The sequence below is a fragment of the Muriicola marianensis genome (genome assembly GCF_014638095.1).
Taxonomy (GTDB): Bacteria; Bacteroidota; Bacteroidia; order Flavobacteriales; family Flavobacteriaceae; genus Muriicola; species Muriicola marianensis.
Map to the genome: position 1 here is coordinate 249,759 of NZ_BMFH01000002.1, position 24,264 is coordinate 274,022.

A 24,264-nucleotide genomic window follows, 5' to 3' on the forward strand; every position below is an offset into this window, starting at 1 on the left:
AGATCATGAAAAATCAAATGGTTATCGCAATCATATTAAGCCTCGTGCTGTCGGCCTGCGGACCTAAATACACAGAAGAAAAAAAGGATACGTATATCCTGATCAAAAATGAAGACGGTGCACAGCTGGGTTATTCACCGGAATCCGGAGTTAAGGTTCTCGACCAGGACGGTTATGCTTTTAAGGACCTGAATAAGAATGATACGCTGGACGCCTATGAGGACTGGAGGCTCCCAGCTGAGGAGCGGGCCAAAGACCTGGCATCTCGGATGAGCCTCGAACAGATCGCAGGCCTGATGCTGTATAGCGCCCATCAGGCCATACCTGCGGTTTCGGGAGGATATTTTGGTGGGACCTACAATGGGAAACCGTTTGAAGAAAGTGGGGCAGCACCCAGTGACCTCAACGACGCTCAACTTAAGTTTCTCACAGAAGACCATCTCCGCCATGTCCTCATAACCGGGGTGAGTTCCCCTGAAGATGCGGCTCTGTGGAACAACAAAGCCCAGGCTTTTGTTGAAAAGATGGGGCTTGGGATTCCTGTAAACACAAGTTCAGATCCCAGGCATGGGGCAGATTCCTATGCTGAATTCAACGCTGGAGCGGGCGGTGAAATTTCCATGTGGCCCGGGACCCTGGGTATTGCTGCTTCTTTTGATCCGGGACTCATGCAGAGATTTGGGGAGATCGCCTCCAAGGAATACAGGGCTTTGGGGGTGGCGACAGCCCTGAGTCCGCAGATCGACCTAGGTACGGAACCCAGGTGGAGCCGTTTTGACGGAACCATGGGCGAAGATCCCGATCTGGCGACCGATCTGGCGAGGGCCTATGTGGATGGATTTCAGTCCTCAGACGATGGAGGCTGGGGCTTTCAGAGCGTAAATGCCATGGTTAAACACTGGCCGGGAGGTGGCCCTGAAGAGGGAGGAAGAGACGGACATTTTGGCTATGGAGCATATGCTGTATACCCGGGTAAAAATCTATCAGATCAGATAAAACCATTTGTCGAAGGGGTTTTTAAACTGGAAGGGGATACAGGCATGGCTTCGGCGGTGATGCCTTATTATACCATCTCCTATGGGCAGGACACCAAATATGGGGAGAATGTAGGTAACGGATACAGTAAGTACCTCATCGAGGATGTACTCAGAGGGGAGTACAATTATGACGGAGTGGTATGTACAGACTGGGGGATCACCCGGGATGTCAGCGCTGTAGACCGGTTTGAAGGGAAACCTTGGGGTGTGGAGGAGCTTTCGGTGGCAGAGCGCCACTACAAAGTGATCATGGCGGGGGTCGACCAGTTTGGTGGAAACAATGACAAGGGACCCGTACTGGAAGCGTATGCGATGGGAGTGAGGGAACACGGAGAGGAATTCATGCGGAAACGCTTCGAGCGTTCAGCTGTACGTCTGCTCAAAAATACTTTTAGGGTAGGCTTGTTCGAAAATCCTTATTTGGATGTGGAGGAAACAAAAAAGATTGTTGGTAATCCGGAATTCATGGAGGAAGGGTATCAAGCCCAGTTGCGATCGGTGATTATGTTAAAGAACCACGGGAATACCCTGCCGCTGAAGAAAAAACAAAAAGTGTATGCGCCTCAGCGCTACATCGCCCCCAGCACCAACTGGTTCGGGATGCAACAACCCGAAAAAACGGTGGATCCCTTTAACCTGGAGGTCGTAAAAGATTATTTTGAAATAGTGGACAGCCCACAGGAAGCTGATTTTGCACTGGTCGGCATCGAAAGTCCCAATGGAGGAGTAGGGTATGACCGGATAGATCTTGAAAAGGGAGGAAACGGGTATGTACCCATCAGTCTCCAGTATGGCCAGTACACGGCGTCTGAGGCAAGGGATGTGAGTATTGCCGGGGGAAGCCCTTTGGAAAATAGTACGGACAGGGCCTACAAGGATAAGTCGTTCACAGCTTACAATATCTCGGACATGGCCCTGGTCAACAAGACCAAAGAGCAGATGGGAGAGAAACCTGTCGTGGTAGTGGTCAAGGTTGCTAATCCTATGGTATTCTCGGAAATTGAGAAAAGTGCTTCAGGGATTCTGGCACATATGGGTGTACAGGATCAGGTGCTGATGGATCTGATCAGCGGAGTGGCCGAACCTTCAGCCTTGCTGCCTTTTCAGATGCCGGCAGACATGGCCACGGTAGAGAAACAGTTTGAGGATCTACCCCGGGATATGGTGCCCTACACGGATGAAGACGGAAATCAATACGATTTCGCCTTTGGACTCAACTGGGAGGGGGTTATTGATGATGAGCGGGTGGCGAAGTATAAGTGATAGCGCCAGGATTACTTAGCCCTGAAGCGTGCTTAGCACTGCTTCAGGAGCCCTTCGTTACCGCCAGTCTTAAGACTGGTGGCAAATCTCCAGGATTACTCTCCCGATAGCTATCGGGATCGTGATCCTGAGAGCAGTCTCTCCTGCAAACCTGCCTGCCGGCAGGCAGGTTCCGATTTCCTTATGGTTCCGTAAACTAAATGAATGGCGTGCCAAACCTTCGGGATTAAAGGCAGGATTACCTTCGGTGGTCCTGATAGTGCCCCCGCCTGAAAATAGTCCAAACAAAAAAACGCTCAAGCGAGCTTGTTGGGATTACGTCGCTTAGCGCCGTTTTCCTATCCAGCTCCGTAGTCTAAATGAAAAGCTCCCAGCTTTCGCTGGGCTGCTCTTTCTTTCTTCACTTCGGCCTGCAAGGGAGCTTGCGCCTTGTTCGAAAAGAAAAAGCCCGCCTTTCAGGCGAGCTTTTCATTCTTAAGTGACCACGCCAGGATTCAAACCTGGAACCTTCTGAGCCGTAATCAGATGCGCTATTCAGTTGCGCCACGTGGCCGATTTAATGTATTCCCTTCCTTTACAGGTTTTTAAAAATTTCTCTCTTTTGATTGCTTCTTCTTTGGTGTCAAATTCTTCGCATAAGATCAATTCCCATGGTAAATAAGGCTTTGTAGATTTATTTTTTCCGCCATTGTGCTGTTTTAGTCTTCTAACGGGATTTCGAGTAAAACCTACATAATTTCTGTCAAAATTTAAACTCTTAAGAACGTAAACAAAATATTTCATGAACCTTTGATGCGCCCCGCCAAGGGCGGGCTCGTATTCAGCGCGTCCGCCTTGGGCGGATTGCGCCACGTGGCCGATTTAGATTCCCCTAAGTAAGGGCCTGCAAATATATTTCTTTTTACTTTTAAGGCAAAATAACCTAAGCCAATTCCATGGATTTTAAACAGTACGTAAGGGATATAGAAGATTTTCCCAAAAAGGGAGTGGGTTTTAAGGATATTACCCCTTTGCTAAAGGATCCCAAAGCATTTAAGGCTGCTGCTGATGCCTTGCTGGCGTTTATAGGGGATGAAAAAATTGATGTAGTTGTGGGGATGGAAAGCCGGGGATTTTTTTACGGTCCGGTACTGGCGCTTGCTCTCAACGCCGGATTTGTTCCCGTCAGGAAGGTTGGTAAGCTGCCCCATCAAAAGATCAGTCATACTTACGATCTGGAATACGGCACAGATACCCTCGAGATCCATGCAGATGCCATCAATCCAGGTGACCGGGTGGTCATTCATGATGATGTCCTGGCGACTGGCGGAACGGCCAGGGCCACATGCAAGTTGATAGAAGCCCTGGGTGGGGTGGTGGTGCAGTGCAATTTCCTCTTGGAACTCACGATGCTCCATGGGGCCTCAAAATTGGAAGGCTATTCCGTAAAATCGTTGATGCGTTATTGATCCAGGGCTCGCGTGGTCACATAATACCGCCAACCAATAATCGCCAGCTGAAGTTTGCTGGCCTTGGAAAGATCCAGTTGCCTTTTGGAATACGAAGGCAGACACAAGCGATTGAGGGCCGCTAGGCCGTTGAAAAGGAGCTTTTTCATGCTCCAAATGTAACAAAACACAATGGGATTATTCGCTTATGTGTGTCTGCCTTATGGTATTCCCGTCTAGCTGGTTGGCTATAGAAACAGTCCAATTAAAAGGACAAAAAGTTGTAAAACCAATTTGATAAGTGCTATCATGTAATCGTTTTTATTAGGAATATACTCCCTGATTCTCAAATATTTCTGATGAATATATAGAGGGCCTGAAATGCCTGCAAGGAAAAGTGAAAGAATTAATAAAAGTGAATACACTTCTGTAAGTAAAAAAATAAATAATATGACTAATTATAATTCAGTGTCTACAAAAGAGTTATAATAGTGTATATAATAATCAATATAGACTTATAAATAGAAATAATTGTAGAGGGTTTTCTGGTCATATTTGAATTTTCTAGACAGGAAATAGCCTGAAAAGACCAATTTTGATCACTTTCATCTTTTGGAATAAAAAAACCGGCCTTTATCGGGCCGGTTTCCGGTTGGGTCATCAAGGTCGGTTTTTGTCAGTTTTTTTTCGTGCTGATCTTGATCACCCCGTCTTTGGCACGGTCTCCGTACTCTTTGGTGGCTGCGTCTCCTTTAATTACTTCTACCGTCTCTATTTTACTGGGGGATAGTCCTTCGAATTCCTTCCTGCTCATTTCCTTGCCGTCTACGATAAAAAGGGGATCCTCTCCCTTGTCACTGTCCAGGAAGAAAAAGGAAGCTCCTTCTTTCTCGATGATCTCAATATCTTCCTCATCATCAGAATCCTTGAGAATAAACACGTTTCCTCCTTCTCCTTTCTTAATCTTTTTGATCTGAATGCGCTTTTTGTCTGAATCTTCGCCCATTGCTTCCAATTCTGCTTCGGATACTTCTTCCCCATTTATCGTAATTGTCTTTTTACCGTCCTTGATCTCTACCAGAACCTCTTTTTCATCTCCTTCCCCTGAAGAGGTCCAGGCGAAGCCACCCTTGTGATCTTCGGAAAGTACTTTCATCTTTTTATGGACCTTGTGTTTCCCTTCATGCATTTCTTCATCGTCCGTGTCCACCACTATCATTTTGGTATAATTTTTTCCCATAGAATGGGCTGTGTGATGTGAGGCTCCTGAGAAAAAACCAATACTGCGATCCTCTCCATCCCCGGTGACCCTGAAAGTAAAAGGTTTGATAGGGGTGTCACTGTTCTGGCTGTAATTACCACTGATGCCATTCTCATCCTTATAACTGGCGCTGATAGCTGTGATCTCGCCAGCACTATTGCGTTTTATCCCTTTGAATTTGAGGTCTATACCTTGTTCCTTCATGAATTTGGTGTCGGAATCTATCTGTTCATTGGAATAGTCCTTATCGATTCGGATCTCGATCTTACTGATATTCATTTCCATTGTCACCTCTTTTTCTTTTTCCTGGGCGACTACCCTGGTATTGAAGGTGAAGAGGAATCCCGCAAGCAGTGGCAGGATTAGGGCGTACTTCAAGGCATTGAGCCGGTTCGATTTTGATTTGTGTAACATGACGATTCGTTTTTTAATTAATGAACTGTAAAATGGGTTAGTGATTGGTGTATGATGAATATTCGATGATACTTTCAGCAAGGCATACTGGTAGTTTCTCACGGATTTGGTTTGCCTGATCGCACTGGAATCGGCCAGGAATTCGAGATTTTGCTGAATATGCTGCTTGTAAAGCCAACTCAGGGGATTAATCCACAATAATATGGTCAGAAGATGGGCGAGTAGCATGTCTACCGAATGTGCCTGGGCACAGTGGGCTTTTTCGTGCTGCCTGATGGCCTCGAGCTCGCTTTCGCTGAATTGTGAGGGGTTATAGACGATATAATTGAAAAAGGAAAAAGGGGCGAGGTCCTGATCGGTTTCCACATAGCGTACATCGCCCATCCTATTTATCACGTGATTTCTCAGCAAGCGGTGCAGAGAATAAAGCTGAAACAGAAACTTCAACCCGAGAAAAAGCAGACCCGCAATATAAACACCGGAAAGAAGCAGGATCCAGTCAGGTCCCTGTTCTCCTATTGTGGCTACCGCTGATCCCGACTGGATGATTTCGGCATTGGGGATCGATACGGGTTCTACGGTAATGTATTTCTTTATTTCCACAAAGGGGAGAAGAAATGAAATCACTATTCCCCCCAGCAGAAAATGTCGGTTGGCCTCAAAAAACGTTTCCCTTTTCAGGAAAATGAGATACACTCCGAGGAAGAGAACTAAAATTCCGGAAGCTTTGGCCAGGTAGATCAGAATGAATTCCATGACTACTTATTTTTTTCAATCAGATTGATGATTTCCTTTAACTCTTCTACCGAGATCTTTTCTTCTTTGGCAAAGAAGGAGACAAGACTCTTATAGGAATTATCATAAAAATCGGCTATGGTCTCATTCACAAAGCGCTTTCTGTAGGCCTCTTTGGACACAAGGGGGTAATAGCGATGTGTATTTCCAAAGGCCTCATGGCCTACATATCCTTTGTCCTCGAGGTTCCGCACGATGGTGGAAAGAGTGTTGTAATGAGGTGGATCTTCTGTGATCTCTGCCAGGATCTCCTTGACAAAGGCTTTTTCGAGCCTCCATAGGATCTTCATGACTTCCTCCTCTTTGTTGGTGAGTTTTTTCATGGTAAAATATCTTGAATCAAACCTACAACTAAAAAAATAGTTATACAACTAAATTTTTAGTTATTTAACATTTCTGCGGGTGCTCTATACGGTGATCGAAGAAAACCGCAATCCTTTGAGAGCTGTGGTCCTAACTTCTCGAATACCTTATATTTACCAAAATTTCAGCATTGCAGTATTTACTTTTTATCATTCTGGGACTGGTACTTCTTATTCTGGGTGGTAACTGGCTCCTGAAAGCTGCCGTTGCTCTTTCTCTCAGGCTCAGAATTCCGAGGATTATCATCGGAATGACCATCGTCTCCTTCGCTACCTCAGCTCCGGAACTAATTGTGAGTGTTACTGCGGCGGTAGAGGGTTTTCCCGATCTGGCCCTGGGGAATGTGGTGGGTTCCAATATCGCTAATCTCGGATTGGTACTGGGGATCATCCTGGTCATGGGGCCCATAGATGTACGTAAAAGCTTTTACGTCACCGACTGGCCCGTAATGATGGCCGCATCCCTCCTGGTTTTTTTTCTGCTATATTACGACGGGCAGATCAGTGCACTGGAAGGACTGATCATGATCGCATGCCTCTTCCTTTTCCTCGTCTTCTTACTGCGATTCCAGCAACCCGCGGTAGTAGAGGATCTCGATAAGGCCATCCTGCCCCTGCCATTGTACAAGGCCGTTCTCTTCCTCGGATTGGGTGGAGCCGGGCTGTGGGCGGGTTCTGAACTGCTGATCTCAGGCGCGGTGGGCCTTGCCGAGTTTTACAGGGTAAGTGAGAGGATCATTGGGATCACCGTGGTTTCCGTAGGGACGAGTATCCCGGAGTTGGCGGCCTCCGTCATCGCAATATTGAAAAGGGAAAAGTCGATCAGCGTCGGAAACCTCATAGGTTCTAATATCTTTAACCTGTTAGCCGTTCTGGGGATCACCTCTTTGGTCCATCCAATCCGGGTCATAGACCAAGGCCTGCTCTCGAACGATATATTCTGGATGCTTGGCTTTGCCTTCGTCGTACTTCCACTGGTCTTCTTCCCCAAAGGATTAAGGCTGGGATGGCACGATGGCATCGTTCTCCTGGTGTCCTATGCGGCCTTCGTTTACCTCACACTCCTTTAGATTACCTCGAAAAAAAAACCGCCAGGGTATTTCCCTGGCGGTCTGTAATTGAGCTTTAAAATAGTTATGCTGTAGCTTCTATTTTGGCCGACTTCACAGTCTTAACGATCCTTCCGGCGATCTTGTATGGATCTCCGTTAGATGCAGGCCTCCTGTCTTCCAGCCATCCTTTCCATCCGCGCTCTACAGTAGCGATAGGGATCCTGATAGATGCACCCCTGTCTGAGATTCCATAGCTGAAATCGTGGATCGAAGCAGTCTCGTGCAATCCGGTAAGACGCTGATCGTTGAATTCTCCATAAACAGCAATGTGCTCCTTGGCCACAGGCCTGAAGGCTTCACATACTGCTTCATAGACGTCCTTGCTTCCTGCATTTCTCAACAAGCTGTTAGAGAAGTTTGCGTGCATACCGGAACCGTTCCAGTCACCTTTGACAGGTTTCGGATGGTACTCGATATAGTATCCGTAAGACTCAGTGAGCCTGTCGAGGATATAACGTGCCACCCATACCTGGTCTCCTGCATTCTTCGCCCCTTTGGCAAAGATCTGGAACTCCCATTGTCCACAGGCCACCTCCTGGTTGATACCTTCGAAATTGATCCCTGCAGCGATGCAGATATCTGCGTGCTCTTCCACAAATTGACGCCCGTGTGTATTTTTTCCACCCACTGAGCAGTAGTACATCCCCTGAGGTCCGGGATAACCACCCACAGGGAATCCCAGAGGAAGCTGCGTATGGTTGTCCATGATAAAATATTCCTGCTCAAAACCGAACCAGAAGTCGTTGTCGTCGTCATCGATCTTGGCTCTGTGGTTGGTCTCGTGTGGTGTGCCATCGGGATTGAGGACCTCGGTCATTACCAGATACCCGTTATCCCTTGTTGGGTCCGGGAAAATGGCCACAGGCTTCAACAGGCAGTCAGATGAATTCCCTTCGGCCTGCTTGGTCGAACTTCCGTCAAATGACCAAATGGGGCAGTCCTCCAGTTTTCCACTGAAATTCTCCTCGATCTTTGTCTTGCTGCGCATGTTCTGGGTCGGAAAGTATCCATCCAGCCAGATGTATTCCAATTTTGCTTTGCTCATAATCTTGCGAGTTAAATTTTCAAATTTTTTTGATCGTCAAAAATATAGTTTTTGATACCATATATGGAAATTTCTGGGGGGTAATTATCAATAAATTAGACAAAATTATCAACACCCCTTTTTTTTAGGGGGTTCATTGTAAAAAAACTATTTTAATCGAGGATAAGTGCGAATTGTTTAATTTTGCTCCCACATCCTAAATCAGTCCAGGTTATGTCTACGCAAAGAACCAATGCCATCAGGGAAAGCAGCAAGCGCAAAACCCGCTCTTTTGTTGAACAGATCAGAAGATCCGAGCTTTTTGGGTCTCATGTTTTTAACGAGGATAAGATGGTTCAGTACCTTACCCGTGATGCTTATGAAAGTGTAAAAAATGCCATTTTTACAGGTTCCAAGATCGACCGCAAGATGGCCGACCAGATTGCGGAATCCATGAAGGCCTGGGCACTCTCTATGGGAGCCACCCACTACACGCATTGGTTCCAGCCCCTCACGGGTGCCACCGCTGAAAAACACGATGCTTTTTTTGATCTGATGCCAAATGGCAGAGCCCTGGAGAAATTCGGAGGAGGACAACTCGTGCAACAGGAGCCAGACGCCTCCAGCTTCCCCAGCGGCGGTATTCGAAATACCTTTGAAGCCAGGGGATATACTGCATGGGATCCGTCATCACCGGCTTTTATCTATGGCGCCACCCTTTGTATTCCTACCATTTTTGTTTCCTATACCGGTGAAGCCCTGGACAACAAGGCTCCATTGCTACGCGCTCTCCATGCTGTAGATCAGGCTGCTACCGGGGTAGCCCGCTATTTCGACAAGTCGGTGAACAAGGTTATGGCCACCCTGGGGTGGGAACAGGAATACTTCCTGATAGATAAAGCATTGGCCTCTTCACGGCCCGACCTGGTACTCACAGGGCGGACCCTGGTAGGTCAGGCAGCAGCCAAAGGACAACAGCTAGACGATCATTACTTCGGTGTCATTCCCCGAAGGGCCCTAAATTTTATGAAGGACCTGGAGGTAGAGTGTACCAAACTCGGTATACCAGTAAAGACCCGGCACAACGAGGTAGCCCCTAACCAGTTTGAACTTGCTCCGGTATTCGAAGAAGCCAACCTGGCGGTGGACCACAATCTCCTCCTGATGGACGTTATGGAAAAGGTGGCCGACCGCCACGATTTGAAGGTCCTTTTTCACGAAAAACCTTTTGCGGGGATAAACGGCTCCGGGAAACACAACAACTGGTCCCTGGCCACAGACACGGGAGTGAACCTGCTAAGCCCCGGTTCCACACCAATGAAAAACCTTCAATTCCTGACCTTCTTTGTCAATACCATCAAAGCGGTTGACACCTATGAGGAACTGCTCAGGGCTTCCATCGCTTCAGCGACCAATGATCATCGCCTGGGTGCCAATGAAGCCCCGCCAGCTATTTTTTCCATCTTCATCGGGGAGCAGCTCAGCGCGGTACTCGACGAACTTGAAGGCGTTTCACAGGGTAAACTCTCTCCCGAAGAGAAAACAGAGCTCAAATTGAATGTGGTCGGAAAAATACCGGAGATCCTGCTCGACAATACGGACCGCAACCGAACTTCTCCCTTTGCCTTCACCGGCAATAAATTCGAGATGAGAGGAGTGGGAGCGAAAATGAATTGCGCCAAGCCCATGACGGTCCTCAACACCATAGTTGCGCGCCAGTTGATCGAGTTCAAGAAGGAAGTGGACAAACTCATAGAAAAGAAAAAACTCAAAAAGGATGAAGCTATCTTCAATGTCCTGAGAGAATATATCAAAGCTTCGAAACGGATCCGTTTTGACGGAGATGGATATAGTGAGAACTGGCAAAAAGAGGCCGCCAAAAGGAAGCTTAGCAACAACAAGACTACGCCCGAAGCCCTTGAGATCGTGGTTGCGAAGGCATCGGTCGACCTTTTCCGTGACATGCAGGTCATGAGCGAAGTAGAGGTAAAGGCCAGGCATGAGGTCGATCTCGAGACGTATATCCTGCAGACCCAGATCGAGGGGAGGGTTTTCAACGAACTGGTCAATACACAGATCATCCCGGCAGCCATTGCCTACCAGAACAAAGTGATCTCCAATATCAAGGGGATCAAGGAGATTTATGGATCCGGTTTTCAGAAACATGCGGAGGCCCAGTTATCTATCCTCGAGGAGATCTCAGGGCATCTGGCAGCTACCCGTAAAAAGTCGGAAGCCATGACCGAAGCCAGGAAAAAGGCTAATGCAGAAAAGGACATCCGCAAGAAGGCGAATGCCTATTGCCATGAGGTAAGGCCTTATTTCGAGGATATCCGTTACCACTGCGATAAGCTGGAGCAATTGGTGGACGATCAGGACTGGCCCCTGGCAAAATACCGGGAACTTCTGTTTATCCGATAACCTGAGGCTTACATAATCACTTTGTAATGCCTGCAAGTGATTTCATTCTGCTATTTTTGCTGAGAATCATGAATTTCTGAACGTGGCTGTAAGCAAGCGATACCAACAAAGGGGCGTATCCGCCTCTAAAGAGGATGTACACAAGGCGATCCGAAACCTCGATAAGGGCCTGTTTCCTAAGGCTTTTTGCAAGATCGTTCCAGATACGCTGACAGGGGATGATGACTATTGCCTGGTCATGCATGCAGATGGGGCAGGGACCAAATCTTCTCTGGCGTATATGTACTGGAAAGAAACAGGCGATCTTTCTGTCTGGAAAGGGATCGCACAGGATGCCCTGGTGATGAATCTGGACGACCTGCTCTGCGTGGGTGTCACGGAGAATATCCTGCTGTCTTCCACCATCGGAAGAAATAAGAATCTAATCCCTGGAGAGGTCATCGAGGCCATTATCACAGGGACCGAAGAATTTATTGAAGCCATGGCTTCCCATGGGGTACAGATCCGGTCGACCGGCGGTGAGACCGCAGACGTGGGAGATCTGGTAAGGACCATCATAGTAGATTCTACAGTTACGGCCCGCATCCACAGGGACCGGGTCATTGACAATGCCCGAATCCGCCCGGGAGACGTGATCGTGGGCCTGGCATCATTTGGGAAATCGACCTATGAGAAAGAATACAATGGCGGGATGGGAAGCAACGGACTTACCTCTGCTCGCCATGACGTTTTTGCGAAGGATCTGGCCGGGCGCTATCCGGAGAGTTATGACCCATCCGTCCCGGACGAACTGGTGTATTCGGGAAGTATGCAGCTGACCGATCCGGTGGAGGGAGTGCCCCTGGATGCAGGAAAGCTGGTCCTATCGCCTACAAGAACCTATGCCCCGGTGATCCGAAAAATCCTCGAGAAGTACACCCCTTCGGATATTCACGGCATGATACACTGCAGTGGAGGGGCTCAGACCAAGATCCTGCATTTCCTTGAAAAGAATCACGTGATCAAAGACAACCTCTTTCCGCTTCCTCCTTTATTCCGGCTCATTCAGGAGCAGTCGGGCACTGACTGGAAAGAGATGTACCAGGTCTTTAACTGTGGGCACCGCATGGAGCTCTATGTGGAGGAGAAGATTGCAGCAGATCTGATCGCCATTTCAGAAAGTTTTGGAGTAGAAGCCCGGGTGATTGGAAGGGTGGAGGAGTATTCTGAGAAAAAACTGACCATAAAAGGCCCACACGGCACCTATATTTATTAAGGTATACGATTCTGCCATAAGCCGCGTTCTCTAATAAAGAAAACCGCATTGTTATGGAAAGAAAAGCCTTTTTAAAGACCCTTGGCGCAGGTGCCGCATTTGCCCTGACCTTTCCCTGTGTTCAGGGATGTTCCAAGGATGAGAGCGTTGGCTTGCCTGTACCCACAGGAGTTGATTTTACCATCGATCTGACTTCCTCTGAAGGTCAGCAACTTCAAAACAACGGAGACTTTATCTTAAAGAACGACGTGGTGGTGGTCAAGAACCTCGAAGGGAACTTTGTGGCCGCCAGTCAGATCTGCAGCCACCAGCAAACAGATCAGGTAAGGTTTGTGCCTGAACAAGGGGGCATATTCGAGTGCTCGACACACGGTTCACAGTTCACACAAACGGGAACTCCCCTGAATCAGATCACGAACAATCCCCTCAAGATTTTCAACACCGAACTCAACGGAGATATCCTGAGAGTTTTTGAATAAACATGAAAATATCGGGTCCTTTTCTTCAGGGATCGGGGATGTTCCAAGCATATTCCTCCAATAATTTATCTTCCGGGATTGCCCCTAAAAGTTGTAACTTCGCAGCCTAAGGGAAGTCAGACCATGATCGATAAATTAAACATCATAAAACAGCGTTTTGATGAGGTTTCGGACCTTATCATACAGCCTGATATAATCGCAGACCAAAAGAGATATGTACAACTGAACAAGGAGTACAAGGACCTCAAGGTACTGGTCGATAAGCGCAAGGACTATATCGATCTGAAAAACCAAATCAAAGAAGCAGAGGATATCCTCTCTGCCGGGGCCGAAGAGGAAATGCTGGAAATGGCCAAGATGCAGCTCGAAGAAGCCAAGGAAGCCCTGCCCCAACTCGAAGAAGAGATCAAATTACTGCTCATCCCCAAGGACCCGGAAGATGCCAAGGATGTGGTGATGGAAATCCGGGCAGGAACCGGAGGGGATGAGGCCAGTATTTTTGCAGGCGACCTGTACCGGATGTACGCCAAATACTGTGAATCCAGGGGTTGGAGAACCAATATCATTGACCTAAATGAAGGTACCAGCGGGGGCTATAAGGAGATCCATTTTGAGGTCACCGGGGAAGATGTATACGGTACCTTGAAATTCGAAGCCGGGGTACACAGGGTTCAAAGAGTTCCCCAGACAGAAACTCAAGGGAGGGTCCACACCAGTGCAGCTACCGTGATGGTACTGCCGGAAGCCGAGGATTTTGACGTTCAGATCGATCCCAAGGATGTGCGCATCGACTATTTCTGTTCTTCAGGACCCGGAGGTCAATCCGTGAATACCACCTATTCAGCGGTCAGGCTCACCCATATCCCAACAGGGATTGTAGCCCAGTGCCAGGATGAAAAATCACAACACAAGAACAAGGATAAGGCATTCCGCGTCTTGCGATCCCGATTGTACGATATGGAATTGCAGAAAAGACAGGAGGAAGATGCAGCCAAAAGGAATTCCCAGGTGAGCAGCGGGGACCGGTCTGCCAAGATCAGGACGTATAATTATCCTCAGGGCCGGGTCACCGATCATAGGATTGGTCTTACCCTTTATGACCTGCAAAATATTATGAACGGGGATATACAGAAGATCATTGATGAGCTCATGCTGGTGGAGAACACGGAAAAACTAAAAGAGGCCTCTGAAATTTTCTGATCGCGCATGAATACTACAGATTTACTGGATCAGATCGAAAAAAAGGGTTCTTTCCTCTGTATTGGTCTGGATACAGACCAGGAGAAGATCCCGCCTCATTTGCTAGATGAGCCCGATCCAATCTTCGCCTTCAACAAGGCTATCATCGATGCAACCCACCATTTATGCGTGGCTTACAAACCCAATACCGCCTTTTACGAAGCTTATGGCCTGAAGGGATGGGAGTCGCTCTCCAGGACTATAGAATATCTGAATTCATCATATCCGCACCTTCTTACCATAGCTGATGCCAAAAGAGGGGACATCGGGAATACGGCTACCCGTTATGCCGAAGCATTTTTTAACGATCTCAACTTCGATGCTGTCACTGTGGCTCCATATATGGGTCGGGATTCTGTAGAGCCCTTTTTGAAATTTCCGGACAAGTTTACCATCCTGCTGGCGCTGACCTCCAATGCCGGGGCATTTGATTTTCAGACCCGGGAGGTCGATGGACAGGCATTGTATAAAATAGTACTGGAAACTGCTTTGACCTATGAACATTCAGATCGACTGATGTTCGTCGTGGGGGCCACCAAGGCAGAGTTCCTCAAGGAGATCAGAAAGATAGTACCCGAGCATTTTCTGCTTGTCCCCGGGGTAGGGGCACAGGGGGGAAGCCTGGAAGAGGTTTGTAAATACGGAATGACAGACCGAGTCGGACTGCTCGTCAACTCCTCCCGAAAGATCCTCTATGCCTCCAGGGAGAAAGACTTTGCCGAGGCGGCCGCCCGTGAAGCGGAGGGCCTGCAAAAAGCCATGAAAAAGGAATTAATTAAGAGAGGGTAACTCAGGCGAGTTGTTCTATCTGCCTTCGGATGGCTTTTGCCTTCCTTTCAAAAAATTCTCCGAGCTGGGTGCCGGCATACCGGCTGTCAGAAGCCCTGCTGATCAGGGATTGATAATAACTGATCATCCTGGTGGTGGCCTGAGAACCACTCCCTAAATGGGTGGAGGACCCCACTTTGCAATATTGACTTTTCATAGACTGAGCTTTTGTTTAAAGATACGACCAGCTGCATTTAAAAGGCGCATAAGGGTGTTGAGTTACCCAATTAATCGGTGATTCTAATCAAAAACGAAAAAGCCTTTGCCGATACTCCACGTTCGGTCTGTTTTTCCGGCTCAAAGAGAAGTTGAGTATCTTTTCGTACCTTTTTCTCATCAACCGCAATCCCATGAAGATATTACCCCTATTGCTTGGACTCATGTTCTCTGCGTTTCTCTCTACAGCACAAGAAGACAACTGCGCCTGTTGCACAGACGACCATAAGGCCTTTGATTTCTGGCTGGGAACCTGGGAGGTTACCCTTCCCAATGGTAACAAAGCAGGGCAAAATCTCATAGAAAAGATTCAGGGTGGTTGTGTGTTGCGGGAGAACTGGACAGGAGCTAACGGTAACTTTACAGGGACCAGTTATAATTTCTATAATCCGGGTACCGGACTGTGGGAACAGCTTTGGCTTGATGTTGCAGGTACTATTTTGAAGTTAAAAGGACAAAGGACTGGAGATCAGATGATCATGGAATCTGAGGAGACTATAAATGAGGATAAAAGCGTAAGTACTCAGCGAATTACCTGGACACTGCAAGAGGACGGGAAGGTAAGACAGGTTTGGGAAGTATTGAAGGATGGCGTTTCTGCTCAGGTACTATTTGATGGGCTGTACAGCAGGAAGGAATGAACTTCAGCGAGGGCATAGAAGAAGCAAAAAAAAACCGGCCACTACACCGGTTTTTTTAACTAACTAACTCAAAAATACTAACTCAAATAATACGGGTAAAACTATTTTAATTCTTTGTTCTAGCGGTTAAGCTAAGATTACCAGAAAGTTACCTCTCTGTGTCTTTATTCTTTTAACGAGTTTTTTGTAGAATTATTGCAGGATAGAAAAGGGCTCTTAAAAAAGCCGAACCTTGCTTGCAAACTCAGGTTCTGTATGGGATCAAATCAGAAGAAAGTCTATTTGCCGTAATGCTCGGTGATCAAAGCATCTGTTTCCGCTTTGGATTTGAATACATCAAAGGTTTTGCCCTGTGTTCTGAGGGCGCCTAAAGCATTCGCGTACTCGGCTGCTTTTACGGGATCTCCGTAAACAGCAAACCCATAGGCAAGTCCACCTGCAAAGGAATCCCCGCATCCCGTGGTGTCTACCACATTTTCCATATAAATGGATTTGACCAGGGTTTTCTCAATTTTTCCGCCCTTTTTGGTGTAGAACACGCATCCTTTGGCATCAAGGGTGACATAGAAGTATTTCACCCCTTTTTTAAGGACGTGAGCGGCCATCTCGTCGAGGTGCTCTGTGCGGTCCTCATCATAACTCGTCATCTCATCAGAAGAATACTCCCGCTTGAACCAGCAGGCCTGAGATTCTTCCAGGTTCATCTTGAGGATGTCGATGTAGCGCAGCCAATCATCCATATCTACCCAGAATTTTCGATACCTGTCACCTGTCATACCCATAGAGGTGGTAGGGCCATGAGCGTCGAAGACGACCAGGCCTTTCCGGTTCTTCTTGATGTACCTCAGGGTCCTCATCGAGATCTCGAAATCGGTAATAGGGATAAATACATAAGCATCCATTTCTTCCAGGGGTTTGATATCCTTGGGGACGATGGGCTTCATGCATGCGGTTTGCCGCTCCAGTCGGTTATTCTGATCTACAAACTTGAGCTCTATGACCGTTCCTCTGTCGTGCTTGCTGGAGATATGGCGGGTGTTGATGTTTTCATAAGGGGCAAAGAGGTCGATGATGTTTTGGTAGTCCACCTCGTGTACATGTGACACAGGGTACACTGTGCCATCCTTGCCGAACAGTTTTGCCAGGGCAATGACCGGATGGGAAACGCAGCCATACTTTTTGATGGTCTCCTTGTGGTGGGTGATGATGGTGTCTCGGGGGATGGGTCCCAGAACCGCAATTTTCGTCATAACCTTAACTGATCTCCTTACCAGGGAAGCGTCTTTTACAGTGAGTATTTCCCTTTTTAAATACGTCTTAGATTGGAGGGTAATTTATGAAAAATAAAGATAGGAATGAACTGATTTGACAAAGGTCGGCTATCACCTTTACGCTCAGTGCTCTACGTGAAGATCACCGTTTTGTTGTTGTAGACCATCGTCTTCCTGTTGACGTGCAGCTGCACCGCCCTGGAGAGGACGAGTTTCTCCAGGTCCCGTCCTTTTTCGATAAAATCGTTCACCTTGTGTACGTGGGATACCCGGGTGATGTCTTGTTCTATGATGGGACCTGCATCGAGTTCTTCCGTCACGTAATGGCTGGTGGCTCCTATGATCTTCACCCCCCGATTAAAGGCGGCGTGATACGGTTTAGCCCCTGCAAAGGCCGGCAGGAAAGAATGGTGAATGTTGATGATGCGGCTGGGATATTCGGCGATCAGTTTTTCGGTCACGATCTGCATATATCGCGCCAGCACCACGAAATCTACCTTGTTATCTCTCAGGAGTGCCAGTTGTTTTTCTTCAGCTTTTGCCTTGGTTTCCCTTGAGACAGGGATGAAATGATAGGGTATCCCGAACTGTTCGGCAATGTGCCTGAGATCTTCATGGTTACTGATGATCAGGGGAATTTCAGCCTTGAGCTCCCCGGTAGAATACCTGATCAACAGGTCGTAAAGACAATGGTTGTATTTGCTCACAAAGAGCGCCATCCTGGGCCTTTTCTCCCTGAGATGCATACTCCACTCCATTGCGTAAGGCCCTGCCAGGTCTTTCTCAAAACGATTTTCTATCTCATCTGCAGGAAGACTGCCTTCAGAGAAATCAACTTCAAGGCGCATAAAGAATACCCCGGCTTCCTCGTCTACATGCTGATCGAGATAGGTGATATTTCCGCCTCCCCTGTGAATGAAACTGGTTACAGAACTAATGATCCCTGTTTGATCCGGGCAATGGATGAGAAAAATGGCTTTCAAAACTCTCTGCTTTGAGGGTAAAATTACTACAAAGAGTAGGTTGACCAAAAGTCGCCCCGACTATTATAAAATTCTAAACAGAAGGGAATAATTTTTGCGTTTATCGTAAATTGCACCCTTGAAAAGGACTGTTTATTAGTGATGGAGCAAATTAAGACCTATACGCCAAAAAATAAGATCAGGATCGTTACCGCGGCCTCTCTCTTCGATGGCCATGATGCAGCGATCAATATCATGAGACGCATTATCCAGGCTACGGGCGTGGAAGTCATCCATCTCGGGCACGACCGTTCGGTTGCCGAGGTGGTGGACTGTGCCATTCAGGAAGACGCCAATGCCATCGCTATGACCTCCTACCAGGGTGGGCATAATGAGTATTTCCGATATATGTACGACCTGCTCCGGGAACGGGGTGCCGGCCATATCAAGATCTTTGGTGGAGGAGGAGGAGTGATCCTGCCGGAGGAGATAGAATCTCTCATGAAATACGGTATCACTCGGATATACTCTCCGGATGACGGGAGGAAGATGGGATTGCAGGGGATGATCAATGACCTGGTTGAAAAGTCGGACTTTAAAACGCTTCCCCTCGAACTTCCCAGGGGAAAAGATCTGGCTACTTCACTCCGGGACAAGGACGTGACCACTATCGCCCGCATGATCAGCCTGGCAGAGAACAGGCACGATGAATTCGAGGGACTGGTAAAGACACTGGGTGAACCTGAGAATCCTGTTCCCGTGCTTGGAATTACCGGAACAGGAGGGGCAGGGAAGTCGAGCCTGGTAGACGAACTCGTCCGGCGGTTCCTTTTCGATTTTTCAGATAAACATATAGGAATAGTTTCCGTTGACCCATCAAAGAGGAAGACCGGCGGCGCCCTCCTGGGCGACAGGATACGGATGAACGCCATCAATAGCGACCGGGTATACATGCGTTCGCTGGCCACCCGCCAGTCGAACCTTGCCCTTTCCAAATACGTGGGAGAAGCCATCGGGATCCTGCAACACGCTCAGTACGACCTGATCATCCTTGAGACCTCGGGTATTGGCCAGTCAGACACGGAGATCATTGAACACAGCGACCTTTCGCTCTATGTTATGACCCCGGAATTCGGAGCTGCCACCCAGCTGGAAAAGATCGACATGCTCGATTATGCCGATCTGGTGGCCATCAACAAATTTGATAAACGCGGAGCCCTGGATGCCCTCAGGGATGTCAGGAAACAGTACACCAGAAACCACAACTTATGGGATGCGGATCCTGAATCCCTGCCGGTTTTCGGAACCATAGCGTCCCAATTCAACGATCCGGGCATGAACAGCCTTTACAAGGCCGTCATGCATAGCCTGAAGGAGAAGGCCGGGGGAACGCTTGATTCCTCCTTTGAAATAAAAGGAGAAGAACCGGAGAAACGATATATTATTCCTCCCGCCAGGACGAGATACCTCTCAGAGATCGCCGAGAGTAATCGTGCCTATGATCAGCTGGCCGGTACCCAGAGCAAGACAGCCCAAACCCTTTTCGGTCTATACAAGAGCGTGATCTCCATCGCCGGTAATAAAGAGCAAGCAGGCGAAGGGGCCGGTTGGCCCTATCTCACTGATACAGGCCTGGATGAAGAGGCCCTGAACAGGGACGTTCCGGAGGGAAAAAAAGAACTGTTGCAGCTGCTTATCGCTGAATTCAACGCGGTAAAACTGAACCTGGACCCCCATCACTGGAAGACCATAATTCAATGGAAATCCCAGGTGGAACGCTACAAGGCACCTGTATATCGATTTAAGGTGCGAAACAGGGAGCTCGAGATAGCAACCCACACAGAGTCCCTTTCGCATCTGCAGATCCCCAAGGTTGTCCTGCCGCGATACGAGGCCTGGGGCGACCTGTTGCGGTGGACCTTGCAGGAAAATGTCCCTGGGAGTTTCCCGTATACTGCGGGGTTGTATCCGTTTAAACGAACGGAGGAAGATCCCACCCGGATGTTCGCGGGGGAAGGCGGACCTGAAAGGACCAACCGGAGGTTTCACTATGTCAGCCTAGACATGAAGGCAAAAAGGCTGTCGACTGCCTTCGATTCGGTCACCCTCTATGGGAATGATCCGGGAAAACGCCCGGATATTTATGGGAAGATCGGAAATGCAGGAGTCTCCATCTGTTGTCTGGATGATGCGAAAAAACTGTATTCCGGGTTCGACCTGACGAATCCCATGACCTCGGTTAGTATGACCATCAATGGGCCTGCGCCAATGCTGCTGGCATTTTTCCTCAATGCCGCCATCGATCAGAACTGTGAGAAGTACATCAGGGAGAACGGTCTTGAGAAAGAAACTGAGAAAAAGATCGCTTACCTGTATAAAGGCCTTGAAAATACCCGGCCAAAATACGCCGGAGAACTACCAGAGGGTAACGACGGCCTGGGACTTATGCTCCTGGGAGTAACGGGAGATCAGGTTTTGCCGGCAGACGTGTATGAGACGATCAAGGCCAGGGCCCTGCAGGAGGTACGCGGTACGGTCCAGGCAGATATCCTCAAAGAGGATCAGGCACAGAATACCTGCATTTTCTCGACAGAGTTTGCGCTACGGCTTATGGGGGATGTGCAGGAATATTTTATAGGGAAAAAGGTGAGGAATTTTTATTCGGTCTCCATTTCGGGATATCATATTGCCGAGGCAGGGGCCAATCCGATCACCCAGCTGGCCTTTACCCTTTCTAACGGATTTACATACGTGGAGTATTACCTGAGCAGGGGTATGGATATCAACAAATTCGGACCCAACCTCTCCTTTTTCTTCTCCAACGGCATAGACCCGGAGTACGCCGTAATCGGCAGAGTAGCCCGAAGGATATGGGCCAAAGCTATGAAGGAGAAATACGGGGCCGACCCCAGGGCGCAGATGCTGAAATACCATATTCAGACATCAGGAAGGAGCCTCCATGCTCAGGAAATCGATTTCAACGATATACGTACTACGCTGCAGGCCCTTTATGCCATTTATGACAATTGTAATTCCCTACATACAAACGCCTATGATGAGGCGATCACAACGCCCACTGAGGAATCGGTTCGCAGGGCGATGGCTATACAATTGATCATCAATAAGGAACTGGGCCTCGCCAAAAACGAGAACCCCCTGCAGGGATCCTTTATCATAGAGGAGCTGACAGACCTTGTCGAGGAGGCGGTCTTGCTGGAATTCGACAGGATCACAGAAAGGGGAGGGGTACTCGGGGCCATGGAAACTATGTACCAACGCTCGCAGATTCAGGAAGAGAGCCTTCACTATGAAACCCTGAAGCACAATGGAGAATTCCCCATCATAGGGGTCAACACATTCCTGAGTTCCAAAGGATCGCCCACTACTCTGCCCAAAGAAGTGATCAGGGCCACGGAAGAAGAGAAAGAAAGGCAGTTGACCACCCTGGATAATCTCAAACAGCGCAATCGGGATAAGACTGCACAAGGGTTGAAAGAACTACAGGAGGCTGCCGTGCGGAATGAGAATATCTTCGAAAAATTGATGGAAGTGTCCAAGTATTGTTCCCTGGGACAGATCACCCAGGCCTTGTTCCAGGTGGGAGGTCAGTACAGGCGTAACATGTAAGACAGAAGTCAGCTGAGGTATTCCCTGAAATGCCAGGTCTCTCTGGGATGGTTGTAACTCACCAGAGATTTGCGCCACTTTTTAAAAGACCTGCGGAAGAGTCGGATCTCACGTCTCAGCAGGTTGAGATACTCCTTTTCCCTCAAGCCGTCCTTTTCCAGCCCATTGCAGTAAGAACTTATGTTTCGGAGCATGATCCCGATAAAAGTAGCACTCTTCATTCGGTCTCCCATAGAAGGGGAGGTCTCCGCTCTTGCGATCTGCTGAGGGATCAGAACCGCATCAGTGATGAGAGAATCTGCAATGTGATCCCGGTGACTGTCAGACTGGTAGAGAGTTAGTAAATTTTTGTTGTAGGATACGAAGGAAGCCAGCTCCTGACTGAGGGTACAGAGCTCTAAAGCTTTTCTATAGATCGGAAGCGATCCTAGGTGATTTTGGGACATTGTTCTTTTTCATTGCTTAAACTACTTAAAATTACATGGTAATTCATCGAAGTCACTTTTTATTTTAAAGATAAATTTTTAATTTGCTTATTAAAGCAAAAATTACAACGTTAAAAAATTTGAAAACAGAGATTGATCGATTGAACTGGGGGATATTGCAGTGTTTGCAGGAGAATTCCCGTGAATCCTTTGCGAGTATTGGCAGGAAGGTGGGTCTTACACCTCCTGCAGTTGCTGAACGGGTAAAAAAGATGGAAGACCTCGGGATCATCACCGGATATTTTGCCCGTGTATCCCATGCCATGGCCGGATATCAGTTAAAGGCCATTATTACCCTGAAGGCATTTATGGGGAAGTTAAAACCTTTCTTGGAAATGGTAGTGACCCTGGACGAGGTGGTGAATTGTTATCGCATCACCGGAAATGAGAATATCATCATGGAAGTCATACTGAGGGATCAGTTTCACCTGGAAAAGTTTATTGACAAACTCATTCTATACGGGGAGACGCGGACCCACATTATTTTGTCTGACGTTGTGGCCGATGCCCCTATAAAAAAAAGAAGGGGATAAAAATTATTCCTAACTTTAGATAAGGAAGTTGATTTACCTGAATCTCTTGTCCTCCTATGTAAGGATCAATCGATTTTCATTTTTCCGGACAGGGTATTTATTTTTGGCCGGATTTTTGAGGAATACAATGCTATGAAAATTCCATTTTTTCTCTGCTTAATTGCGTTCAGTATCGCCCCGTCGACTCTCAGCTCTCAGGAACTAACTATCAGAAAAGGGATGGTGCAGGATTCCGTCCGCATCAACGATTCCATTCCGGAAACCTTTGCGGTTTATCTTCCAACAAACTACGAGCCTTCCTTAAAATGGCCTGTCCTGTTTGCCATGGATATGCAAGGACGTGGAAAACAGATAGTGCATATGTTCAGGGAAGTAGCGGAGGAGCAGGGGTTTATTGTAGCGGCCTCAAATGATATTCACGACAGCCTGTCAATAGTTCAGAATACGCTGGTGACGAGCCGGATGTTCAACAGGGTATTCAGTTTGTTTTCCATTCACAAAAATCGGACCTATACGGCTGGTCTGGCTGACGGGGCGCAATTTGCTACAATCGTAGCTTCCCTGATCAAGCCGGTGGAAGGTGTGATCTCCTGTGGTGCCGGCATTCCTTACAAGGAATTGATTAATCCAAAAAACCCATTTCAGTTTATAGGCATAGTGGGGAGATCAGACCACAACTTCAATAATCTCCTGGAAGATTTCGGCATGACCAGGACAACCACTAAAGCCATTGGAAGGTCAAAAATGGTTGATTACCTGATGGTATTTGAAGGAGGGGCGGAGTGGCCCCCCCAGGACTATCTGCAGCGCGCCCTCGAGATCCTTAATTTAAAGAGTATGAGCAAGGGGGATATCGCGAGGGATTCGACCTACGTGAACAGTAATTACAACCGTAACATGGCAGAGCTGGATAAACTGGTGACCAATGGGGACTATCTGGGAGCGGCTTTCCTTGCTGATGAGATGCTCACTAAATTCAAGGGACTGCTCGATCTGGATGAATTGAAAAGAAGGAAGAAGTTCATCTGGCGAGAAAAGGAATACCAGGTGCAGTCGCGTAAGCAAAATCGTTACTTGCAAAAGGAATACTTCATACGGGAGGAATACGACTTCAACCTCAATGACGATGTGCTCACCCTTAATTACAACAATTTGGGATGGTGGAATTACCAGAAGGGAGAGATAGACAAGTTTCGGAAGAGTAACGACCCTTTTGAAAAAGAAATGGGGAACCGCCTGCTGGGATTTTTGAACGCCCTGGTGGAGGACAATATCGAACTTGAAAAGGCCCAGAACCCTGTGAATGAGGAAGCTCTCAGCTACCTGTGGATGGTCAAGACCATTTCGGCTCCCCTGGAATATCAGAATTACCTCAACATCATTTCCGACAGCGCCAAATACGAAGATTTTGGAACTGCTCTATTTTACCTTGAGGAACTGCTGAAGAAGGGTTTCACAGATAAGGCTGCCCTCTATACGCTGAAGCACACAGCCCTATTGAGGATCACCCCTGAGTTTAACGAGATCATCGAAAAGTACTTTAAGGATGCACGGTACGATCTCATAGAGGATTAGCCCTTAGTATTCTTCTGCCCGGCAGAATTCGATACCA

The 24,264-nt window shown here is 47.8% G+C and carries 21 protein-coding genes and 1 tRNA gene; 12 read left to right on the forward strand and 10 right to left on the reverse strand.

Going from position 1 to position 24,264, the window contains the following annotated elements; translation table 11 throughout:
- Positions 1-5: 5 nt before the first annotated feature.
- Positions 6-2,300 (forward strand): glycoside hydrolase family 3 protein, encoded by a 2,295-nt coding sequence (locus tag IEV19_RS12040; RefSeq protein WP_188370986.1) that lies wholly within the window; start codon positions 6-8, stop codon positions 2,298-2,300.
- A gap of 479 nt (positions 2,301-2,779) precedes the next feature.
- On the opposite strand, the gene IEV19_RS12045 is transcribed toward IEV19_RS12040, so the two are convergent.
- A tRNA-Arg gene (locus tag IEV19_RS12045) sits at positions 2,780-2,853 on the reverse strand.
- Positions 2,835-3,152 carry a GIY-YIG nuclease family protein gene (locus tag IEV19_RS12050; protein ID WP_308418540.1) on the reverse strand — a complete coding sequence of 106 codons (318 nt, stop codon included), beginning with the start codon at positions 3,150-3,152 and terminating at the stop codon, positions 2,835-2,837. The genes IEV19_RS12045 and IEV19_RS12050 overlap by 19 nt, the downstream gene beginning before the upstream one ends.
- Before the next feature lie 83 nt (positions 3,153-3,235).
- Here IEV19_RS12050 and IEV19_RS12055 point away from each other — a divergent pair, with 83 nt between their 5' ends.
- Entirely contained in the window at positions 3,236-3,748 is a 513-nt protein-coding gene (locus IEV19_RS12055; RefSeq protein WP_188370987.1) for an adenine phosphoribosyltransferase, read from the forward strand.
- Here the strand turns inward: IEV19_RS12055 and IEV19_RS12060 are convergent.
- The 3 genes from IEV19_RS12060 to IEV19_RS12070 all read right to left on the reverse strand — a co-directional run bounded on the left by IEV19_RS12060 (position 3,742) and on the right by IEV19_RS12070 (position 6,520).
- A complete protein-coding gene (locus IEV19_RS12060) occupies positions 3,742-3,897 on the reverse strand; it encodes an SsrA-binding protein (RefSeq protein WP_188370988.1) in 156 nt (51 codons plus the stop codon). The two genes, IEV19_RS12055 and IEV19_RS12060, sit on opposite strands and share 7 nt — an antisense overlap.
- A 506-nt stretch (positions 3,898-4,403) precedes the next feature.
- The gene (locus tag IEV19_RS12065; RefSeq protein WP_188370989.1) at positions 4,404-6,158 is read right to left on the reverse strand and encodes a M56 family metallopeptidase; all 1,755 of its coding nucleotides are present in this window, start codon (positions 6,156-6,158) and stop codon (positions 4,404-4,406) included.
- Positions 6,159-6,160: 2 nt separating this feature from the next.
- Positions 6,161-6,520: a BlaI/MecI/CopY family transcriptional regulator gene (locus IEV19_RS12070; RefSeq protein WP_188370990.1), complete on the reverse strand. Its 360-nt coding sequence runs from the start codon at positions 6,518-6,520 to the stop codon at positions 6,161-6,163.
- A gap of 170 nt (positions 6,521-6,690) precedes the next feature.
- Between IEV19_RS12070 and IEV19_RS12075 the strand changes: the two genes are divergently transcribed.
- Positions 6,691-7,629, forward strand: coding sequence for a calcium/sodium antiporter (locus IEV19_RS12075; RefSeq protein WP_188370991.1), 939 nt, complete (start codon positions 6,691-6,693; stop codon positions 7,627-7,629).
- A gap of 64 nt (positions 7,630-7,693) precedes the next feature.
- Here the strand turns inward: IEV19_RS12075 and IEV19_RS12080 are convergent, their stop codons facing one another.
- Positions 7,694-8,716, reverse strand: a complete 1,023-nt coding sequence (locus IEV19_RS12080; RefSeq protein ID WP_188370992.1) for a glutamine synthetase beta-grasp domain-containing protein — start codon at positions 8,714-8,716, stop codon at positions 7,694-7,696.
- 213 nt (positions 8,717-8,929) lie between these two features.
- Between IEV19_RS12080 and IEV19_RS12085 the strand changes: the two genes are divergently transcribed.
- The 5 genes from IEV19_RS12085 to pyrF all read left to right on the forward strand — a co-directional run bounded on the left by IEV19_RS12085 (position 8,930) and on the right by pyrF (position 14,878).
- Positions 8,930-11,116 (forward strand): glutamine synthetase III family protein, encoded by a 2,187-nt coding sequence (locus tag IEV19_RS12085; RefSeq protein WP_188370993.1) that lies wholly within the window; start codon positions 8,930-8,932, stop codon positions 11,114-11,116.
- 76 nt (positions 11,117-11,192) lie between these two features.
- Complete coding sequence (locus IEV19_RS12090; RefSeq protein WP_188371323.1) at positions 11,193-12,371, forward strand: AIR synthase related protein; 1,179 nt, start codon at positions 11,193-11,195, stop codon at positions 12,369-12,371.
- A 53-nt stretch (positions 12,372-12,424) separates the two neighbouring features.
- On the forward strand, positions 12,425-12,850 hold the full coding sequence (locus IEV19_RS12095; RefSeq protein WP_188370994.1) for a QcrA and Rieske domain-containing protein: 426 nt from the start codon (positions 12,425-12,427) through the stop codon (positions 12,848-12,850).
- A gap of 123 nt (positions 12,851-12,973) precedes the next feature.
- A complete protein-coding gene (prfA, locus tag IEV19_RS12100; RefSeq protein ID WP_188370995.1) occupies positions 12,974-14,050 on the forward strand; it encodes a peptide chain release factor 1 in 1,077 nt (358 codons plus the stop codon).
- A 6-nt stretch (positions 14,051-14,056) separates the two neighbouring features.
- Positions 14,057-14,878 carry an orotidine-5'-phosphate decarboxylase gene (gene pyrF / locus IEV19_RS12105; RefSeq protein ID WP_188370996.1) on the forward strand — a complete coding sequence of 274 codons (822 nt, stop codon included), beginning with the start codon at positions 14,057-14,059 and terminating at the stop codon, positions 14,876-14,878.
- 1 nt (position 14,879) lies between these two features.
- Here the strand turns inward: pyrF and IEV19_RS12110 are convergent, their stop codons facing one another.
- Entirely contained in the window at positions 14,880-15,074 is a 195-nt protein-coding gene (locus tag IEV19_RS12110) for a hypothetical protein (protein ID WP_188370997.1), read from the reverse strand.
- Between the two features lie 193 nt (positions 15,075-15,267).
- On the opposite strand from IEV19_RS12110, the gene IEV19_RS12115 reads away from it, so the two are divergent.
- Positions 15,268-15,774, forward strand: a complete 507-nt coding sequence (locus tag IEV19_RS12115; protein WP_188370998.1) for a hypothetical protein — start codon at positions 15,268-15,270, stop codon at positions 15,772-15,774.
- 278 nt (positions 15,775-16,052) lie between these two features.
- Here IEV19_RS12115 and IEV19_RS12120 read toward each other — a convergent pair whose 3' ends face one another.
- Positions 16,053-17,024, reverse strand: a complete 972-nt coding sequence (locus IEV19_RS12120; RefSeq protein WP_188370999.1) for a carbohydrate kinase family protein — start codon at positions 17,022-17,024, stop codon at positions 16,053-16,055.
- 152 nt (positions 17,025-17,176) lie between these two features.
- Complete coding sequence (gene purU, locus IEV19_RS12125; RefSeq protein ID WP_188371000.1) at positions 17,177-18,028, reverse strand: formyltetrahydrofolate deformylase; 852 nt, start codon at positions 18,026-18,028, stop codon at positions 17,177-17,179.
- Between the two features lie 141 nt (positions 18,029-18,169).
- Here purU and IEV19_RS12130 point away from each other — a divergent pair, with 141 nt between their 5' ends.
- Positions 18,170-21,634 carry a methylmalonyl-CoA mutase family protein gene (locus tag IEV19_RS12130; protein WP_188371001.1) on the forward strand — a complete coding sequence of 1,155 codons (3,465 nt, stop codon included), beginning with the start codon at positions 18,170-18,172 and terminating at the stop codon, positions 21,632-21,634.
- An 8-nt stretch (positions 21,635-21,642) separates the two neighbouring features.
- On the opposite strand, the gene IEV19_RS12135 is transcribed toward IEV19_RS12130, so the two are convergent.
- Entirely contained in the window at positions 21,643-22,080 is a 438-nt protein-coding gene (locus IEV19_RS12135) for a hypothetical protein (RefSeq protein WP_188371002.1), read from the reverse strand.
- A gap of 119 nt (positions 22,081-22,199) precedes the next feature.
- On the opposite strand from IEV19_RS12135, the gene IEV19_RS12140 reads away from it, so the two are divergent.
- A complete protein-coding gene (locus IEV19_RS12140; RefSeq protein WP_188371003.1) occupies positions 22,200-22,652 on the forward strand; it encodes an Lrp/AsnC family transcriptional regulator in 453 nt (150 codons plus the stop codon).
- Positions 22,653-22,784: 132 nt separating this feature from the next.
- Positions 22,785-24,227, forward strand: a complete 1,443-nt coding sequence (locus IEV19_RS12145) for an alpha/beta hydrolase (protein WP_188371004.1) — start codon at positions 22,785-22,787, stop codon at positions 24,225-24,227.
- Positions 24,228-24,264: the final 37 nt, after the last annotated feature.

Excerpts from the sequence above, each read along its gene's own strand:
- IEV19_RS12130 (WP_188371001.1), top strand. The coding sequence starts at position 18,170 with ATGGAGCAAATTAAGACCTATACGCCAAAAAATAAGATCAGGATCGTT.
- IEV19_RS12095 (WP_188370994.1), top strand. The coding sequence starts at position 12,425 with ATGGAAAGAAAAGCCTTTTTAAAGACCCTTGGCGCAGGTGCCGCATTT.
- prfA (WP_188370995.1), top strand. The coding sequence starts at position 12,974 with ATGATCGATAAATTAAACATCATAAAACAGCGTTTTGATGAGGTTTCG.
- IEV19_RS12055 (WP_188370987.1), top strand. The coding sequence starts at position 3,236 with ATGGATTTTAAACAGTACGTAAGGGATATAGAAGATTTTCCCAAAAAG.
- IEV19_RS12115 (WP_188370998.1), top strand. The coding sequence starts at position 15,268 with ATGAAGATATTACCCCTATTGCTTGGACTCATGTTCTCTGCGTTTCTC.
- IEV19_RS12060 (WP_188370988.1), bottom strand. The coding sequence starts at position 3,897 with ATGAAAAAGCTCCTTTTCAACGGCCTAGCGGCCCTCAATCGCTTGTGT.
- IEV19_RS12135 (WP_188371002.1), bottom strand. The coding sequence starts at position 22,080 with ATGTCCCAAAATCACCTAGGATCGCTTCCGATCTATAGAAAAGCTTTA.
- IEV19_RS12080 (WP_188370992.1), bottom strand. The coding sequence starts at position 8,716 with ATGAGCAAAGCAAAATTGGAATACATCTGGCTGGATGGATACTTTCCG.
- IEV19_RS12040 (WP_188370986.1), top strand. The coding sequence starts at position 6 with ATGAAAAATCAAATGGTTATCGCAATCATATTAAGCCTCGTGCTGTCG.
- IEV19_RS12065 (WP_188370989.1), bottom strand. The coding sequence starts at position 6,158 with ATGGAATTCATTCTGATCTACCTGGCCAAAGCTTCCGGAATTTTAGTT.
- IEV19_RS12145 (WP_188371004.1), top strand. The coding sequence starts at position 22,785 with ATGAAAATTCCATTTTTTCTCTGCTTAATTGCGTTCAGTATCGCCCCG.
- IEV19_RS12120 (WP_188370999.1), bottom strand. The coding sequence starts at position 17,024 with ATGACGAAAATTGCGGTTCTGGGACCCATCCCCCGAGACACCATCATC.
- IEV19_RS12070 (WP_188370990.1), bottom strand. The coding sequence starts at position 6,520 with ATGAAAAAACTCACCAACAAAGAGGAGGAAGTCATGAAGATCCTATGG.
- pyrF (WP_188370996.1), top strand. The coding sequence starts at position 14,057 with ATGAATACTACAGATTTACTGGATCAGATCGAAAAAAAGGGTTCTTTC.
- IEV19_RS12110 (WP_188370997.1), bottom strand. The coding sequence starts at position 15,074 with ATGAAAAGTCAATATTGCAAAGTGGGGTCCTCCACCCATTTAGGGAGT.
- IEV19_RS12085 (WP_188370993.1), top strand. The coding sequence starts at position 8,930 with ATGTCTACGCAAAGAACCAATGCCATCAGGGAAAGCAGCAAGCGCAAA.